Origin of the sequence: Alkalicoccus chagannorensis DSM 18086, from assembly GCF_000429725.1 — a bacterium.
Classification (GTDB): domain Bacteria; phylum Bacillota; class Bacilli; order Bacillales; family Salisediminibacteriaceae; genus Alkalicoccus; species Alkalicoccus chagannorensis.
Genome location: NZ_AUCK01000030.1, coordinates 1 through 16,939, shown reverse-complemented (window position 1 = coordinate 16,939; position 16,939 = coordinate 1). Strand labels below are relative to the sequence as shown.

The window sequence follows — 16,939 nt, the reverse complement described above, 5'->3', positions numbered from 1 at the left end:
TTTCTCTTATAATTTATTCTTCGTTTCGTAACACTTCTTCTCCAAACAGTGGCTTCTCCGTCTGGAAATCCGCGGAAGCGGAATGTATCGCATCGAAGGCCCAGTGTCCGGCAGAGACGTCCTGCCATGGGCTGTCGGTGGACGGGAAGGCTGGGCGGTCGTACACCCGGTTCATGATGGTGACGGCTTCGGCCCGGGTGATCGTCTGATCCGGGCGGAAGGTGCCGTCGGCGTAGCCGATCAGGAGGCCGGCTGATTCCGCCGTGGCAATGGCCTCCTGGCCCCAGTGTCCGGTTGTGTCAGCAAACGCAGCTTCGTTCGTTTGTGATTCGATTCCGGCTTTTCGTACTGCGATGGCGGCCATTTCCGCCCGGGTGACGTCTTGCTCTGGACGGAAGAACCCGGTTGGATCGCCTTCCATCCATCCTTCGGCGGTGACGGTCCCGATGGCGGCAGCGGCCCAGTGGTCCGAGGAAAGGTCCGGATAGGACGGAGCTGCTGCGTCGTGATCGACAGTCGCGGCAAGCATCTTGGCGATCTCCGCCCGTTTCGATGCGTGTTCTGGACGGAAGGTATGGTCTTCAAAGCCTTCCATGTAGGCCTCGTAGGTCAACGTTGTCGGATCGACTTCGACGAGGGCGAACGTACTGAACGCGTCTACGTCAAGGCCGATTCCTAGCAGATCCCCGTTTTCGTCCTCGTAGCGCTGTGCTTCGTGGAAGGTTGTCCCGTCGTCCCGTTCGATGTACACGCCGGTAGAGGCGAGCACCTCGGCAAGGTCGTCTGCGTCAGCGTCGACGGGGAAAATAAGCTGGGTCGGACGGTCTGCGTGCTCGGTTTCGATCCGCACCGGCGAGCCGATGACGCGTACCGCTTCTCCGGAAGCCGCTTCTTCGACGATGTCGGAGGTCTCTACGCGCGTCGTCAGCGTATCGACCGCGTCCTCCTGCAGCGTATCAATCAAAAACGACAGGGCTTCCGGCTCTTCTCCGTCTGGGAGCGGCGGTAAGGCAAGGCGGGCGTCCGGTGTATCGAGCACGAACGTCTGCCCGGTGTCCTGGAGGAGGACGGCTGCCTCTTCGGAGAAGGCGATCTGCCATTCGTCCGCTTCCTCATATACCTCCTCGGGGAGGCTGAACACGAAGTCACCGCGATCAGCCTTGTCTAAAGACGCGAGTACGTCCGCTAGCTGCGCTGCCGTAAAGGTGACACTGGCCCCCGTGCGGCCGTCAGGCAGGGATTCTATTTCCACCTCGATGGGAAGCTCTATGTGCTCGTCCCCCTGCGTCCACGTGAACGTCGGGGCGAAAGCGGCTTCTTCCGGCTCCGGCTGGCGCGGGGAAGCCCGGCGGGTGAGGCTGATGCTGTACGTCTGTTCAATGTCGGTGTCTTCCGCTTGGACCGTCACGTCGATGGTGTTGGTGCCCGTTGCGAGGTCCACGGATGTGCGGTCCTCGTGCGGCTCGTCGTTGATGTTGACCGTCGCGGTGTCCGACGACGGGACCGGCAGTACGTCGACGCTGCGGATCCGATGGGAAACCCGGGCGCTGTAGGCGTCTGTTTCCGCATCGAATGCCGGATCGAAGTGGAGCGGTTCGCCATCGACTTCGAGTTTGAGCGCCTGCAGCGCAGCGTCGCTGTCCAGGATGTGATCGATCGTGATTGACGCTGTTCCTTCATTGCCGAGAGCATCGCGGGCATAGACGGTGTACGTATCGTTCTCGGTGACGGTAAACGCCTGCGCCTGCGAGATGTCCTCGCCCTGCGCTGGCATGTCAGCTGTCTGCTGCTCGCCCTCTGCCCAGAGAAGCTGGTCGATGGTGTTGCCTTCCGCCTCTCCGTCAGGGACCGCGGTGACGTCGATGGTCACGGGGTCACTCGTCGGTGCAGCAGGCGTTACGTCAAACGCGATGTCCGGGCTTTCCTGCCAGATGGAGGAGACGGGCACCTGTTTCGTGACTTGGTGACCCGCAAGGTCTTCGATCAAAATAGTGTACGTCCCATTCGCATCGACGACAAACGATTCGGTGAAGGCCGTGCTGTCTGCTGGAAAGTCTTCAGCGGTATAAGAACCTGCTGCCCACGCCGATGTTTCCAGCTGATTGCCCGCCGCTTCGCGCTGCACGTTGGTGTCGACGAGAATGTCTACCGGCTGGTTCGTTAACGTGTTCGGCTCCAAGGTCGTGGTGATGGTAGGCGGGTCCAGAACGAGGTTGGTGACGTCGATGTCTTCGACGGTTTCGTTCCCTGCCTCGTCTTTCGCATAGACGATGAAGGTCCCGTTCTCTTCGACGGTGAAGCGGTCCTCGAAGTTGGTACCGATGGTTTGTATGTCCTCGGCACTGTTCGTGTCATCCGCCCAGAGAAGCGTATCGATGGCGCTGCCGTTCCCGTCGGCGTCGACGAGGACGTCGACGCTGTCTTTCGTCGGTGTATCCGGCGAAAGGGCGAACGTCAAGGAGGGAGCTTCCCGATCGATGAGGTCGATGTCGATTTCCTCGACGGAGGTATTGCCGGCTTCGTCCTGGGCGAAGACGGTATACGTCCCGTTTTCTTCTACGGTAAAGCTGCTATCCTCGAGAACCTCACCGGCTCCGTCGGCGAAATCGTCCGTCTCGAGAGAGCCAGCCCCCCACGCCTGCTGTTCCAGCGTCAGATCTTCAGCGTCGATCGCGGCATGGATCGTGATGTTTTCCTGCGTCGGTACATCCGAATCGGCCTGGAGCTCGATGTGCGGACTGTCCGGGGAGGTGCCGTCGTAGAAGAAGACATCCGATGTGTCGCTCACTTCGTTATTCCAATAATCGGCCGCTCTCACGTGCAGGACGTACGGCCCGCTGGCGGTCAGGTTCTCCGGCAGCGACACGCTCTCTCCAGAAGTGAACGGCGCGAAATCCGCTTCCTCCGGCGTCTCCTCTTCTGGGGCCCACGCAAACTGAAGGCTTTGAGGATCCACACCGCTGAAGGCCGCTTCGACCTCTACGTCCGCTTCGACGGAGGTCGTCCAATCGGAACCGTTTGGGGTGATCGAGATGTCGACTGGCTCGTCGTTCTCGAAGATGAGCGTGTTGTTGTCGTTCGTATCGACAAACGTCTCGTCATCGACGTGGAGGACGGGGTGGACGGGTAGACTGTCCGATTTGGCTACATAAATATACCGGATACCCTGGTTGTTGCTGAAGGTGACAGCGGACCCCTGGTTGTAGTTGCGGAGCCAGGTGAATGGCGTGGAGAAATTAATGAAATCCTGGTACTCCTGCATTTGCGAGACTGTCAGGAGGGAGACTCTGGCCTCTTTCGCGTTGGTTTCGGATTCGATCCCTTCGATGTTCTCCGTGTCTGATGGGAAGGTTCTCTCTTCGATGCGGCTTTGGTAAGGCTCGTCGATGCTGTTGTAAAAGCTGCCTTCCAAGTAGCTGCGTATAGACGAGGCGTTGTAGCTTCCGCTGTCGCTCGAGTTCCACTGCCGGTTTCCGGCGGAAAATCGCCGTATCAGCAGTCCTTCTTCCGGGTCGAGCAGAATCCACTGGCTCCCTGCAAATTGTACAGTGTCCCCGGCGGCCTGCTCCTGGAGTGTCTGCTCGTCTTGTGGCTGTGCCTGAACGGCGCCGGTTATCCCGGCGATCATGGTGGAAAACAGTGCTGCAGCTGCAACTGCTTTTGTTTTTACGCCCATACTTTCTGCCCCTCTCTTGGTGTGGTTTCTTTCTTTATAGCACGTTCGTCACAAGGGCTTTGACACTGAAGCGACATTTTTAGCACAATTCGAACATGGGGTGTGATTTTTCCTAGTGGCGGCATGGCGGGGCTGGTCCGCTGAAAACGGCAGGAATACAAGCTTTTTCCACTTGTGTAGGTTTCTCTCCGCTATTGCAGGTGACACGTAGAAAGTCCCGGTCCCTTTCAGTATACTGACACTACAAGTGCGACAGCATGGAGGGGGATGCGATGCAGGAGAGGACGGAACAACTACGGATCAAGTACCGGGAGGAATCATTTACGCATCAACCGTATACACTGGAAAAGGACTTCCTGCGGCTCTTCGCGAGGGGGAATCCGAAAGCGTTTCACATCCTAGAAGAGATCCGGCAGTATCCGGAGGCAGATCTCGGCAACCAGAATCCCGTGCGGGCGTATAAAAATAAGCTGATTATTGCGGTGGCACTGCTGACGCGTACAGCCGCGGAGGAAGGGCTTCGGCAGGGGGAGCTGTATACGTTGAGTGATGACTACATCCTCCGGATCGAATCGCTGGAGCAGACAGCGCTATTGAAAGAGCTGGAGGAGAAGATCTTCGATGACTTTTTCCAGCGTATCCGCCAGCATCACGCTGCAAACCAGTCACAGGCGGTGCTTGCCTGCCAGTCGTACATTGATGATCATCTGCATGAACCACTGGACCTCCATCAGCTTGCCGAATTCGTGCAGCTGCACCCGAACTATTTGTCGCGTCGTTTCAAGCAGGAGGTCGGGGTCACGATTCAGACCTATATTCTGCAGGAGCGGATCGAAGAGGCGAAAATCATGCTGCGCTTCACGTCGGGTTCGATCATGGACATTGCCACCTACCTGCAGTTCTCCAGCCAAAGCTACTTCACGCGCCAATTCCATAAAGCGGTCGGCGTGACGCCGAAAGTGTTCCGGGACGCAGCCGAGGAGAAGCTGTAGGAGGAAGGATGATAAAAAAAGAACCCGACCGAGGTCGGGTTCAGGCATGACTATGGACGGAAAGGGGTGTAAGCAGCACGCAGCTCATCCATCTTCCAGCGTCCGTCTTCTCGCTGCAGTTCCATCGTGTGCGAATGATTGCCCCCACCTTGGCTTCTTACATAGACGCGGTCACTCGATAAGTAACGAATCACGTGATCGTCGCGATCAAAGATCTCACTAATGTCATGCCTGACTTGAGATGGATTGCGGTCGTAGAGAATCTCATTCATTAGCGACCTTGTCACATACGGGCGGAACGTCTGCTGCAGCTGATCGAACTGCGACAAATCCCTCATCTGGTAGATGACCTGCAGCAGCTCGTTCAGCTCCTCCTCTGTTAATGGTACAGGGTCATAGGTGCCGATATGCACACGTAGAGGAGTGAAATATCCCGACAGCCCCACGTGCTGGTTTGAGGAAGACCAATAGACAGAAGTACCAAAGGTGTTGGCCAGCCAGCGCACCGGAACCATCGTGGTATTGTCTTCTAGAATGGGAGCCTGCTCCAACGTCTCGGCTTCGCCGTTAATGTCTGCCGTTGGATTGTCAATTTGAAAGCGGAGGCTGTTGTCATCATCAGTGATCTCAATCGCCTGCTCTTCTTGAATCCACGTGACCTGCGCTCCTAGTTCTTCTGCTACCGCTCGCATCGGAACAAGGACACGGTCGTTCTTATGGATCGCCCCGTCCAGATGCCGTCGATCTTCCGCTGCCGCGGGCTCCTGTGCAAACAGCACCGTCCCGAGAACAGCGGCGAGCGTCACTCCTAGTGTTTTCTTCATTATGTATCCCTCCCTAAAGATTCCACTCCATTGTATCACGACGACATCACAGGCAGATGTCAGCTGTCTTTCACTTTATGACAGAAAAGGTCGAGGCTTCCTTATAGAAAAGGACCATTAGCCTGCTTGTATTATCCTGGTTCCCGCTCTATACTGAAAGAAATATCCATTCACCTCAAAAAGACGGGGGAGATCGGCATGAAAAAGCTGTTGGTCGTGGCAGGCAGTTTGTTGGCGGTAGTGCTGTTGGTGATCGGCGGCGCAGCTTTCTGGTTGTACCAGTCGGTGGAGAACACGGTCGCCGGCGAAATGCACGAACAGCTGGATCGGGAGAAGTCGGATTTACGGGAAGCCGACGTCGATTTGGACGGCGGACAGCCCGCGTCGTTTCTGCTGCTCGGGGTGGATGCGGAAGCGTCCGACGCCGGTCGGACGGATACGATGATGGTGGTGACCGTTAATCCGAAAGAGGATTCGATGCGCATGGTCAGCCTGCCCCGGGACACCCGGATGCCCCTCGCCGGCCGTGAAGGCGAGGACAAAGTCAACCATGCCTATGCGTTCGGCGGAGCGGACATGGCGATGCGCACCGTGGAGGACTACTTCGGCATTCCCATTGATTACGTCGTATCGGTGAACATGGACGGCCTTCAGGACGTCATTGACACGCTCGGTGGCATTACCGTCCACAACGAGCTGGCCTTCGAAGAAAATCAGCACGCTTTTCCTGTCGGAGACATCGCTCTCTCCGGAGAGGAAGCCCTCTCCTTCGTGCGGATGAGGCAGGAGGATCCTGCCGGCGATCTGGGCCGGAACGCACGGCAGCGGGAGGTCGTCACCGCGATGATCCGGGAGGGCGCCCAGTTCAGCAACATCACGAACATCCGCGCGATTCTCACGTCGATGCGGGAGCACGTCCGCACGAACCTCGAGCTCGAGGAGATGATCCAGCTCCAGCAGCATTACGCCGACACCCGCTACAACCAGGAAATCCTCGAGCTCACCGGCGCAGGCGAGCGCATCGACGGCATCTGGTACTTGATCGTCCCAGACGACGAACGACAGCGCGTGAGCGACGAACTGCAGGAGCATTTGGAATTATAGAGAGACAGAGCAGCTGCCAGCGTTGGCAGCTGTTTTTGTGTGTGGAAAAGGTGAAATGTTTGGCGAGGTTGGAGCCGCGAGTCGACGAGGTTGGGAGCATACCTCGACGTACCTCTCCTCTCCAGTGGCGAGGTAGCGACCGTTTGGCGAGCTTTTTGCTCGGGGCGACAGCCTTTCGCCGCGGGGCGTCGAGGTTTCGGGGTGCAGGCGACTACCTTGGCAGGGCGAGTCGACGAGGTTTTCGCCGGCGCAGAGACCGCGCCGGGAGAGCAGGCTGCACTTTGTTCCAGTGAGGATCTCGTATGCGGCATCCAGCCGTGTCGGCGCGGAAAAGAGGTTGATGAGGTGTTGTGGTTTGGCGAGGTTGAGGGGATGAGTCGACGAGGTTGAGAGCGTACCTCGACGTACCTCTCGCCTCCAGTGGCGAGGTAGCGACCGTTTGGCGAGCTTTTTCCTCGGGGCGACACCCTTTCGCCGCGGGGCGTCGAGGTTTTGAGGTGCGGGCGACTACCTTGGTAGGGCGAGTCGACGAGGTTTTCGCTGGCGCAAGACCGCGCCGGGAGAGCAGGCTGCTGATCCTTGTTCGATGGGAATCTCGTATGCGGCATTCAGCCGTGTCGGCGCGGAAAAGAGGTTATTGAGGTGTTGTGGTTTGGCGAGGTTGGGGCTGCGAGTCGACGAGGTCGGGAGCATACCTCGACGTACCTCTTCCTTCCAGTGGCGAGGTAGGGATCGTTTGGCGAGCTTTTTGCTCGGGGCGACAGCCTTTCGCCGCGGGGCGTCGAGGTTTCCGGGTGCGGGCGACTACCTTGGCAGGCGAGTCGACCAGGTTTTCGCCGGCGCAAGACCGCGCCGGAAAAGAGTGGCTTTCCCTTCTATCTTCTTATTGAAAACTCCCGCGGGGTAGGACAAAATGAAGGTAGCACAGGTACACACGACAAGGGGGCGTTCTTGATGGCGACGGGTACGGCGGTATCTCTACAGGAGTGGACAGCGTATGTGACGGCGGAAGGATTTACGCTGGACGGGGCTCCGGTGAAAAAGGCGAAGCTGCCGGAGGCAGAGCAGGAGCAGCTGCAGGCGCTGCTGCGGCTGTATGAGGAGGACCGTTTCCGCATGCTGTTTTACTTCGGCTTTCAACGGGAGCCGAAGAAAATGCACGAGTCGCTGCGGTTTCTCCACTACGTGAGCCGCCTGTTTATTCAGCATCTCACGAAAACACCGGAAGCCGATCTGGACGACAGGGAGCGGTTTCTCCCCTCGACGGAGGAGACCGCCGCGGTGGTCGAGCGCGTGCCGTATGTGATCGGCAGTGATCACGTGGATGCCGCGTGGGTCGCGCTCGTCTTCGAACGGCTGTCGGCCGTGTTTGCCGAGGAGCAGGCGGCGTCCGGGCAGGGCGCTGTGGACTTTCTGTCTTCGCAGGACGATCGTCTGCACGCGATGGGCCGGATCTTTTTTCACTTAGTGGAGCGGAAATCGGAGGAGTACCCGTTCGCGTTTTTAGCGACGTACCGTCCCGAAGAAGCAGACGCGTCGCACCTCCCGCTGAAACATGCGCTGCGCGAGTATGAGGGGCGCACCGACGGCCTGCTCCGGCTGTTGTCGACGGTGAGTCAGGCGGCCGAGCAGAGCACCCTTATTTCCCAATTTGTTGAACGGGGGGAATTGTTTCATCCACTGCAGCTGACGGCGGCGGAGGCGTACACGTTTTTGAAGGAAATTCCGCTGTATGAGGAGGCGGGGATTCTCTGTCGGATGCCGGACTGGTGGCGGAAGAGGAGCAGCACGCCGAAGCTGACGGTGAAGGTCGGGGAGGAGCCGCCGAGGCATCTCGGGATGGAGGCGCTGCTGTCGTGTCAGCCGGAGATGCACGTGGACGGCGTGCCGATGAGCGAGGAGGAGGTCCGTGCGCTGCTGCAGCAGGCGGACGGGCTCACGATGATCAAAGGCAAGTGGGTCGAAGTCGATCACGAGAAGCTGCAGGCGACGCTCGAGGCGTATGAGAAGACCGCGGCGCTGCTCGATGGGGGCTACACGTTTGCGGAAGCGATGCGGCTGCAGCTGCAGGCCGGAGAGGAGCTCGAGATTGACGAGGAGCTCATTACGCTCGACGTGACGCACGGCGAGTGGCTCGATCGCGTCCGCGGGCAGCTGGCGCATCCTGCTTCGATGACGGCAGAGGAGACGGGGACGGATTTCACGGCTGAGCTGCGTCCGTACCAGCAGCACGGCTTCGACTGGCTGCAGTACATGCGCACGCTCGGCCTCGGGGCGTGCCTCGCGGATGACATGGGGCTCGGGAAAACCGTGCAGGTCATCGCGCTTCTGGACAAGCAGCGGCAGACGACCCCGGGGACCCGTACGCTCCTCGTGCTGCCGGCGTCGCTCATGGGCAACTGGAAAAAGGAGATCGAGACGTTCGCGCCGAGCCTGACGTATACGATGATCACGAGCTCGAAGGATGCGGTGGATGTCGCGGACGGCACGGACGTGTACATGACGACGTACGGCATGGCGGCGAGAAGGGAAGATCTCGCCTCGGTCCGCTGGGATCACGTCATCCTGGACGAAGCGCAGGCGATCAAAAATCCGAACACGAAGCAGACGAAAGCGGTGAAGCAGCTGCAGGCCGGCTGGAAAGTGGCGCTCACGGGGACGCCGATAGAAAACAGCCTGCGGGATCTCTGGTCACTCTTCGACTTTTTGAACGCTGGTCTGCTCGGGTCGCCGGCGGAGTTCAAGCAGCTGACAAAGAAGCTCGAGGACGGCGACGTAAGCTATGCGCGCCTGCGCTCGGTCGTGAATCCGTTCATTCTGCGCCGGCTGAAAACGGACAAACAGGTGATTTCGGATCTGCCGGAGAAAATCGAGCGGAAGACGTACCCGGCGCTCGCGAAGCAGCAGGTGGTGCTGTACAAGCGGCTCGTCCGCGACCTGGAGGAGAAGCTGGAGGACGCGGAGGGGATTGACCGGAAAGGGCTCATCCTCAGCAGCATGATGAAGTTCAAGCAGATCTGCAACCATCCGGATCATTACATGGGGCTCGGCGAGTATAAGCCGTCCCACAGCGGCAAGTTCGAGCAGCTGAAGGAGCTCTGTGCGACGATCTATGAAAAGCGCGAGCGCGTGCTGATTTTCACCCAGTTCAAGGAGATGGTCGAGCCGGTGGCGCGGTTTCTGGAGACGGTGTTCGAGCGGGAAGGGCTGACGCTCGACGGGAGCACGCCGGTATCGAAGCGGGCGGCGCTCGTGGAGCGGTTCAACGGCGATGCCTACGTGCCGTTCATGGTGCTGTCGCTGAAAGCGGGCGGCGTCGGGCTCAATTTAACGGCGGCGAACCATGTGATCCATCTGGACCGCTGGTGGAATCCGGCGGTGGAAAATCAGGCGACCGACCGCGCGTTCCGCATCGGCCAGGAAAAGAACGTCGTCGTGCATACGTTCGTGACGGCCGGCACGATCGAGGAAAACATCGACCGGATGATCGAGGACAAGCGCCGGCTGGCGGAAGATATGCTGTCTTCTTCCGGTGAGGCGTGGATCACGGAGCTGGATAACGACGAGCTGCTCAACTTATTTCAATTACAGGAAACGGAGGCCCGCCGATGAGCTTCTTTGATGATTATCCAACGTATGTATCCGCCGAAGAACGCCAGGCACGGGCGCGGCAGGCGCTTGCCAATCTGAGGAAAAGCAGCCCGCACGCAGCCCCTGTCGAGATCGCGGGCCAGACGATTGCGACGACGTGGTGGGGAAAAGCGTGGAACAAAAACCTGGAGATGTACGCCGATCACAGCAACCGCATTTCCCGCGGCAGGACGTACGTCCGCCAGGGGGCGGTGATTGATCTGCAGATCGGCGACGGTGCCGTGAAAGCGCTCGTGCAGGGGAGCGGAAGAAAGCCGTACGAGGTGGTCGTGGCGATCGATCCGATGCCCGAAGCGACGTGGCAGCGGCTGCTCCACTACTGCGAGGGGCAGCTGAACAGCATGGAAGAGCTGCTGGAAGGCCGGTTTCCGAAGGAGCTGCGGGAGCTCTTTGCGCTGCGGGGAGAAGGGCTGTTTCCGACAAGCCGCGAGATTCACTTTGACTGCAGCTGCTACGACATTGCCGACATGTGCAAGCACGTCACCGCCGCCCTCTGCGGGATTGGCGCCCGGTTCGATGAGGACCCGATGCTGTTTTTCCGCCTGCGCGACATCGACGTCGACGTGCTGATTAAGGAGAGCGTCGAGCAGAAGATGGCACGCATGCTCGAGAATGCAGAGAAAAAGACGAGCCGGGTGATCGATGAAGACGAAGCGTGGGATTTGTTTTTTTAGGTGGAAGAGAGGACCGGCTGCAGAGCCGGTTCTTTTTGGTTGGCGGTAGTGGTGGTGCGGCGAGGTTTAGGGGATGAGTCGACGAGGTTGGGAGCATACCTCGACGTACCTCTTCCTTCCAGTGGCGAGGTAGCGATCGTTTGGCGAGCTTTTTCCTCGGGGCGACACCCTTTCGCCGAGGGGCGTCGAGGTTTCCGGGTGCAGGCGACTACCTTGGCAGGGCGAGTCGACCAGGTTTTCGCCGGCGCAGAGACCACCGCCGGGAGAGCGGTCTGCAGTACCTTGTTCGAGTGAGGATCCCGTATGCGGCATCCAGCCGTGTCGGCGCAGGAAAGAGGTTATTGAGGTGTTGTGGTTTGGCGAGGTTGGGGCTGCGAGTCGACGAGGTCGGGAGCATACCTCGACGTACCTCTTCCTTCCAGTGGCGAGGTAGCGACCGTTTGACGAGCTTTTTGCTCGGGGCGACAGCCTTTTGCCGCGGGGCGTCGAGGTTTTGAGGTGCGGGCGACTACCTTGGCAGGGCGAGTCGACCAGGTTTTCGCCGGCGCAAGACGAGCGCCGGGAGAGCAGGCCGCAGTAACTTGTTCGAGTGAGGATCCCGTATGCGGCATCCAGCCGTGTCGGCCGGAAAAGAGGTTATTGAGGTGTTGTGGTTTGGCGAGGTTGGGGTAGTGAGTCGACAGGGTCGGGAGCATACCTCGACGTACCTCTTCTCTCCGGTGGCGAGGTAGCGACCGTTTGTCGAGCTTTTTCCTCGGGGCGACAGCCTTTCGCGGCGGGGCGTCGAGGTTTCGGGTTGCAGGCGACTACCTTGGCAGGGCGAGTCGACCAGGTTTTCGCCGGCGAAGAGAACGCGCCGGGAGAGCGGGCCGCTGTTCCTTGTTCGAGTGAGGATCCCGTATGCGGCATCCAGCCGTGTCGGCGCGGAAAAGAGGTTATTGAGGTGTTGTGGTTTGGCGAGGTGGGGGTGGTGAGTCGACGAGGTTGGGAGCGTACCTCGACGTACCTCTTCTCTCCGGTGGCGAGGTAGCGACCGTTTGGCGAGCTTTTTCCTCGGGGCGACAGCCTTTCGCGGCGGGGCGTCGAGGTTTCCAGGTACAGGCGACGAGCTTGGCAGGGCGAGTCGACGAGGTTTTCGCCGGCGCAAGACCGCGCCGGGAGAGCAGGCCGCAGTAACTTGTTCGAGTGAGGAGCTCGGATGCGGCATCATATGAGAGCAGTATGGTCGCCCAGCGATTCCTCGATAAATGTAAATGAAGTAAGAATATATGTTTGCCTTTTCGTTCAAACCTGCTATGATATAGATAACCAAAACGAGGAGGCGATGCGATGGAGCTGCCGGAACTGAGACGACCTATTATCATCGATCAATTGGAAGCGTTGCTGCGGAGACTGCCGCAGCAGCACCCAAAACGAGAGGAGATTTCGGATTATCTGCGGCGTTTTCACGTCGGCTTTTCCGGTGAAAAATCTCTCGCGATGCAGCTTTCTATGATGCCGGATGGCGTCCACGTTTTCCGACAGATCCACCTCCGATCGCCCATACAGAATGAAAAATTTCAGATCGACCTGCTGCTTGTGACGCCCTTTTTCCTGCTCGTCGGTGAAGTGAAACATATCGCCGGTTACCTTCAGTTTGATACCGAAAGGGGGCAGCTGCTGCGCACGTGGAATGGCGAGACGAATACGTTCAGCTGCCCGCTGCGGCAGAGTGAGCGACAGGCTTTCCACTTGAGAAAGTGGGTGGAGAAGCGGATGCAAGTCTCGCTTCCTGTCCTCTATCATGTGCTTGTTTCGCAGGATCAGGCTCAGATTGACGCTCCCAAAACGGAGTCCGGCATCTATCACGCGGTAAATTTACCTTCCAGAGTGAGGAAGCTGATGATTGAGCACAGCAAAAGATACATATCAAAAGAACAACTGAGAAAGCTCTGCAGCGATATCGAGCACGCCAATCGAGAAACGGGGGCTGACCTTCTGCATCGGTTTCAACTTGATCGGAGGGAAGTGATGGGCCCGATCCCTTGCCCCTCCTGTGGGAAAGAACCTCTTCGACGGAGGAAACTATCCTGGGGGTGTTTCTCCTGCCGATATCGGTCACGAACGTCCCATCTACAGGCGCTGCACGACATTGGACTTCTCATTCAAGAGCCTCTGCGCCGGAAAGATTTCGAGCTGCTCTTCCTGGGTGCATCCGACCGCAGTATTCTTCGACTGCTGAATCCCTGGACGAAGAGGGAGGGGTATTATTACCATATAGTGAGAGAGAAGACCAGCGCTGCTTTGGGCTCTCTTTCTAGTGCTTTGTAGGTTGGTTCGCAGCGATCATCTGCAGCACGTATGACGCTGCTGTCATTTTGATGAAAGTTCCCCTTCGGCTGTCGCAGAAGCTTCTATGTGTGTGAATACATATTTATAGTATTATCATGGTTTGAGCGATATGAGGACGCTGATCAATCAAGCATCAAGGTGCCCGTTCTTTAGGACCTCATACAAAGTGGTGCTCGGGACAGACAACGTCATAATACAAATCCTGCAGTCGAAAAAAGCAAAAGCATCTGCTGTAGGAAATACAAAATAGTACGTAAAGAAAGCGCAGGGAGAGGACTTCTCCACTGCGCTTTCTTTCTATGTAATAAGAATATCGGAACGATGATCCAAGGCTCCCCGTATGGATGGAGACCCATCGAGGTTCTTTTTTGTTACAAGCTATTACAGGCTTTTTAAGTTACATTACGATTCATTTAAACCCCTTACGTATATACCCGCTATCAAGTAGGATGAAACCTGTTGAGCAAATAAAGCATATTTTTAACGGGTTTTATACTTCAATTTTTACACAAGGGGAGAGAATAGATCATGAAAAAGTTTGTTATGAGTATCGCAGTCGCAGGGGCCATTTTCGCAGCACCGCAGGCAGCGTCAGCACTAAGCATCGGGGACACTGGCAGCGACGTTGCCGATCTGCAGGATGCCCTCGCAGAAGAAGGCTACATGGAGCCGACACAAAATCATGGCGGCACGTTCGGTCCTCAGACCGAGGCAGCGGTGCAGTCTTTCCAGAGTGATCAAGGCCTATCGAGCCCGGCCGGCAGCTTCTACGGCGTTGCGGGACCATCTACGATGAGTGCACTCGGAGCGTCTTCCAATGGAAGTGGAGAAGTTGCAGGAGCTACATCCACCAACAATAATGCTGGTGGGAGCGGTGTTGTATCCGCGGGAACAGACGTCGTAGGAAGCCCGTATCAGTGGGGCGGCACGACGCCAGCAGGATTTGACTGCAGCGGGTTTATCAACTACGCATTTGAACAGAACGGCGAGAACATTCCACGCACGGTAGCCGGCATGTGGGATGCAGGGACGTCGGTGTCGACTCCGCAGCCAGGAGATATCGTCTTCTTTGAAACACGCAGCGGCCCATCTCATGCGGGCATTTACATGGGTAACAACGAATTTGTTCACGCAGGATCTTCTACCGGCGTCACGGTATCCAGCTTGAACGAATCGTACTGGAGCTCGAACTATATCGGCGCCAAGCGTCTGTAAAATCGATATCTTAAGGAAGCAACCCGGGAATCGCCGGGCTGCTTCTTTTTTTGATCGTTGAAAATGAATGAAAACAGCTGCCCATGCTCTCTTATTTCTGCCTTACCTCATCAATATACTCCCACGCGGCGAGCTTTTTCTTCGCTTCTTTGCGCCACGATTTCACGGTTTCGATCGACACGTCCTCGCGCTCGGCGATTTCTCGCACCGTCAAGTTGTCGAGCACGTAGCCGATCAGCCAGCAGCGCTGGCGTTCACTGAGCGGCATCCGCGCGATCACGTCGCGGAGCTCGAGCTGCGATTCTCTCCCCGGCGCCGGGGCATCGTGCAGCTCCATGATCTCCGGCGGCGTGCAGGCAAACCGTTCGCGCTCCCGGTTCTGGCGCGTCAGCTGCTGCCGAATGCGCCCGTTCACATAGCTCTGCGCAAACGGCGCAAACGCCCCCTTGTCTCCGTCGAACTTCTGCCACGCCTCATAGAGCGCAATCCGCCCCGTCTGCTCAAACTCCTCGGCCTCCCCCTGCAGCTTCCAGCGCCGCAGCGCCCCATACACCATGGGCATAAACTGTGCTTCCACTTCTTCAAACGTCATCTCCAGATCCTTCGCCCGGTGCGCACCGGTCTGTATTCCGCGGTAGCCTCAGTATCGCGCTTCCGGCGGCTGTCCGCGAACAGCAGAAAAGCGGATTTCCCCACAGCGAAAATCATTTTTACCCAGGATAAAAAGGGAATATATACTTGATAAAAGAAATTTTTAGGAGAAAAAGGCTTGCGCTGGATCTAGAATGTGCTATAGTATAAAAGAACCGGCTCTGTGGTAAAAAAGCATCGCCCTGCTCGTATAGAGAAAGGAGCACCTGTTGTCCAACGGACGGCGGGAGGGGGCCGCATGCGGGCATCGCGCTTCTCTTTTTAAACAAAAGCGAAAGCGTATACAAAGTCGGAATGATCCGCGGGAGCGGATAAATAATCGAACGGAGCGAGAAACGTGAAGAAAACGATCTATCAAGTTAGTCAGGAGACGATGATGCTGTGTCCGGCGCTGCGCCCGGAAGGTGGTACGAAAGTAGTGGAAATGGAATCGACATTGTTGGTGGATCTTGAACCGAAGCAGATCATGGAGGCAGGCTGTCTGGACGGGGGCTCGACGCTGGAAGGGCGCGCCGGTGCCATACGCTGGCGGTTCCGCTACAAGCAGCGGACGCCGATTCTCGTGCGCGAGCGGGATGCGCTGCTGCTGTTTCCGACGCACGGCGAGGCGAAGTGGGAGAACCACTGGATCAACCCGCGGCTCGTCGCAGCTCAGGAGCCGTCCGAGCGCCGGGGCACATCGCGCCTGCGGTTTGTCAACGGCGCCGTGCACGAGGTGCCGGTATCATCGCAGACGATGGAGCATCAGCTGTACCGGGCGCATTCGATCCTCAGCAGCCTGTTCGCCGATCGTCCTCCCGTGACGTGATGGATGTACATAGATAGAAAAACGCACCGCAGCCGAAAACAGGCTGCGGTGTTTTTGGTTTGAGGGGAGTGATGAGGGGGGGGGCAGCTGTGGCTGTGACTGTGGCTCAAAATCCGGGTGAAGCGTCGGCATTCCAGATCAAAGCGGCCCAAAGCTGTCGCGAGGTGGCTCAAAAACAGCAGTGTGGCTCAAAATTTCCGGCGGGCGACCCGCATGCGGCGCCGGGCCGCCCGCTCCATGAACCAAAGCGACGCAAAAGGTTGGTGAAGCGACTCGCATTTGGATCAACCGCAGCACAAGCGTCGATGAGCTGGTTTCCGCCGGCTGCCGTGGCAGCCGGAGCAGGAAGGGGTTAGGTGGATGAGGGGCTGACGGGCTTCGTGGCTCAAAACCCGGGCGAAGCGTCGGCATTCCAGATCAAAGCGGACCGAAGCTGTCGCGAGGTGGCTCAAAAACAGCCGCGTGGCTCAAAAATTCCGGCGGGCGACCCACATACGGCGTCAGGCCGCCCGCTCAACGAGCCGAAGCGACGCAAACGATTGATGAAGCGACTAGGATTTGGATCAACCGCAGCACAAACGTCGATAACCTCATTTCCGCCGACTGCCACGGCAGCCGGTGCAGGAAGGGGTTAGGTGGATGAGGGGCTGACGTGCATCGTGGCTCAAAACCCGGGCGAAGCGTCGGCATTCCGGGCAGAAGCTGAAGTTAGCATAATAAGTGCAAGACAAAGTGAGCCATGATTTAATGAGAGTTAAATCAAACGAGCAGGAGGAACATCATGGCGAAAAATCAAAGTAAGCATCACTCTCGAGAATTTCGGGATTACGTGGCCAAGCACGTTATTCAAGACGGAAGAAAGATATCGGAGGTCGCTGACTATTTGAATGTTCCTTACGGAACCTTGAAACGATGGGTTGGGGAGATCCGGGCAGAGCAGAAGAAAAAAGAGGCTGAACGCCAGTCGAAACTGCTATCTGCCACCGAGTGTGCTGAAGCACTCGCTCAAGAGC

At 57.8% G+C, this 16,939-nt stretch carries 11 protein-coding genes; 8 read left to right on the top strand and 3 right to left on the bottom strand.

The features are described from left to right. Positions 1-13: 13 nt before the first annotated feature. Positions 14-3,676, bottom strand: a complete 3,663-nt coding sequence (locus tag G477_RS0113120; RefSeq protein ID WP_026698324.1) for an S-layer homology domain-containing protein — start codon at positions 3,674-3,676, stop codon at positions 14-16. A 272-nt stretch (positions 3,677-3,948) separates the two neighbouring features. Here G477_RS0113120 and G477_RS19650 point away from each other — a divergent pair, with 272 nt between their 5' ends. Beyond that, positions 3,949-4,668 (top strand): helix-turn-helix domain-containing protein, encoded by a 720-nt coding sequence (locus G477_RS19650; RefSeq protein ID WP_051288022.1) that lies wholly within the window; start codon positions 3,949-3,951, stop codon positions 4,666-4,668. Positions 4,669-4,718: 50 nt separating this feature from the next. On the opposite strand, the gene G477_RS0113110 is transcribed toward G477_RS19650, so the two are convergent. Continuing rightward, entirely contained in the window at positions 4,719-5,492 is a 774-nt protein-coding gene (locus G477_RS0113110) for a copper amine oxidase N-terminal domain-containing protein (RefSeq protein ID WP_026698323.1), read from the bottom strand. Positions 5,493-5,690: 198 nt separating this feature from the next. On the opposite strand from G477_RS0113110, the gene G477_RS0113105 reads away from it, so the two are divergent. The 5 genes from G477_RS0113105 (at position 5,691) to G477_RS21400 (ending at position 14,467) form a co-directional block, all read left to right on the top strand. After that, positions 5,691-6,596 (top strand): LCP family glycopolymer transferase, encoded by a 906-nt coding sequence (locus tag G477_RS0113105; protein ID WP_026698322.1) that lies wholly within the window; start codon positions 5,691-5,693, stop codon positions 6,594-6,596. A gap of 954 nt (positions 6,597-7,550) precedes the next feature. Further along, positions 7,551-10,208: a DEAD/DEAH box helicase gene (locus G477_RS19645; RefSeq protein ID WP_035212036.1), complete on the top strand. Its 2,658-nt coding sequence runs from the start codon at positions 7,551-7,553 to the stop codon at positions 10,206-10,208. Further along, positions 10,205-10,921, top strand: coding sequence for an SWIM zinc finger family protein (locus G477_RS0113095; protein ID WP_026698321.1), 717 nt, complete (start codon positions 10,205-10,207; stop codon positions 10,919-10,921). Before G477_RS19645 ends, G477_RS0113095 begins: the two co-directional genes overlap by 4 nt. A gap of 1,329 nt (positions 10,922-12,250) precedes the next feature. Next, positions 12,251-13,231, top strand: coding sequence for a nuclease-related domain-containing protein (locus G477_RS21720; protein ID WP_026698320.1), 981 nt, complete (start codon positions 12,251-12,253; stop codon positions 13,229-13,231). 549 nt (positions 13,232-13,780) lie between these two features. Further along, entirely contained in the window at positions 13,781-14,467 is a 687-nt protein-coding gene (locus G477_RS21400) for a C40 family peptidase (RefSeq protein ID WP_026698319.1), read from the top strand. A gap of 91 nt (positions 14,468-14,558) precedes the next feature. Here G477_RS21400 and G477_RS0113080 read toward each other — a convergent pair whose 3' ends face one another. Next, positions 14,559-15,059: a sigma-70 family RNA polymerase sigma factor gene (locus G477_RS0113080; protein WP_026698318.1), complete on the bottom strand. Its 501-nt coding sequence runs from the start codon at positions 15,057-15,059 to the stop codon at positions 14,559-14,561. 396 nt (positions 15,060-15,455) lie between these two features. On the opposite strand from G477_RS0113080, the gene G477_RS0113075 reads away from it, so the two are divergent. Beyond that, complete coding sequence (locus tag G477_RS0113075; protein ID WP_156897355.1) at positions 15,456-15,926, top strand: competence protein ComK; 471 nt, start codon at positions 15,456-15,458, stop codon at positions 15,924-15,926. 781 nt (positions 15,927-16,707) lie between these two features. After that, on the top strand, positions 16,708-16,939 hold a 232-nt coding region (locus G477_RS19640; RefSeq protein ID WP_035212035.1), incomplete at its 3' end, for a transposase.

What these genes read in the sequence shown, in the direction of transcription:
- G477_RS0113105 (WP_026698322.1), top strand. Translation starts at nt 5,691, where the DNA reads ATGAAAAAGCTGTTGGTCGTGGCAGGCAGTTTGTTGGCGGTAGTGCTG.
- G477_RS19645 (WP_035212036.1), top strand. Translation starts at nt 7,551, where the DNA reads ATGGCGACGGGTACGGCGGTATCTCTACAGGAGTGGACAGCGTATGTG.
- G477_RS0113120 (WP_026698324.1), bottom strand. Translation starts at nt 3,676, where the DNA reads ATGGGCGTAAAAACAAAAGCAGTTGCAGCTGCAGCACTGTTTTCCACC.
- G477_RS21400 (WP_026698319.1), top strand. Translation starts at nt 13,781, where the DNA reads ATGAAAAAGTTTGTTATGAGTATCGCAGTCGCAGGGGCCATTTTCGCA.
- G477_RS21720 (WP_026698320.1), top strand. Translation starts at nt 12,251, where the DNA reads ATGGAGCTGCCGGAACTGAGACGACCTATTATCATCGATCAATTGGAA.
- G477_RS19650 (WP_051288022.1), top strand. Translation starts at nt 3,949, where the DNA reads ATGCAGGAGAGGACGGAACAACTACGGATCAAGTACCGGGAGGAATCA.
- G477_RS0113110 (WP_026698323.1), bottom strand. Translation starts at nt 5,492, where the DNA reads ATGAAGAAAACACTAGGAGTGACGCTCGCCGCTGTTCTCGGGACGGTG.
- G477_RS0113095 (WP_026698321.1), top strand. Translation starts at nt 10,205, where the DNA reads ATGAGCTTCTTTGATGATTATCCAACGTATGTATCCGCCGAAGAACGC.
- G477_RS0113080 (WP_026698318.1), bottom strand. Translation starts at nt 15,059, where the DNA reads ATGACGTTTGAAGAAGTGGAAGCACAGTTTATGCCCATGGTGTATGGG.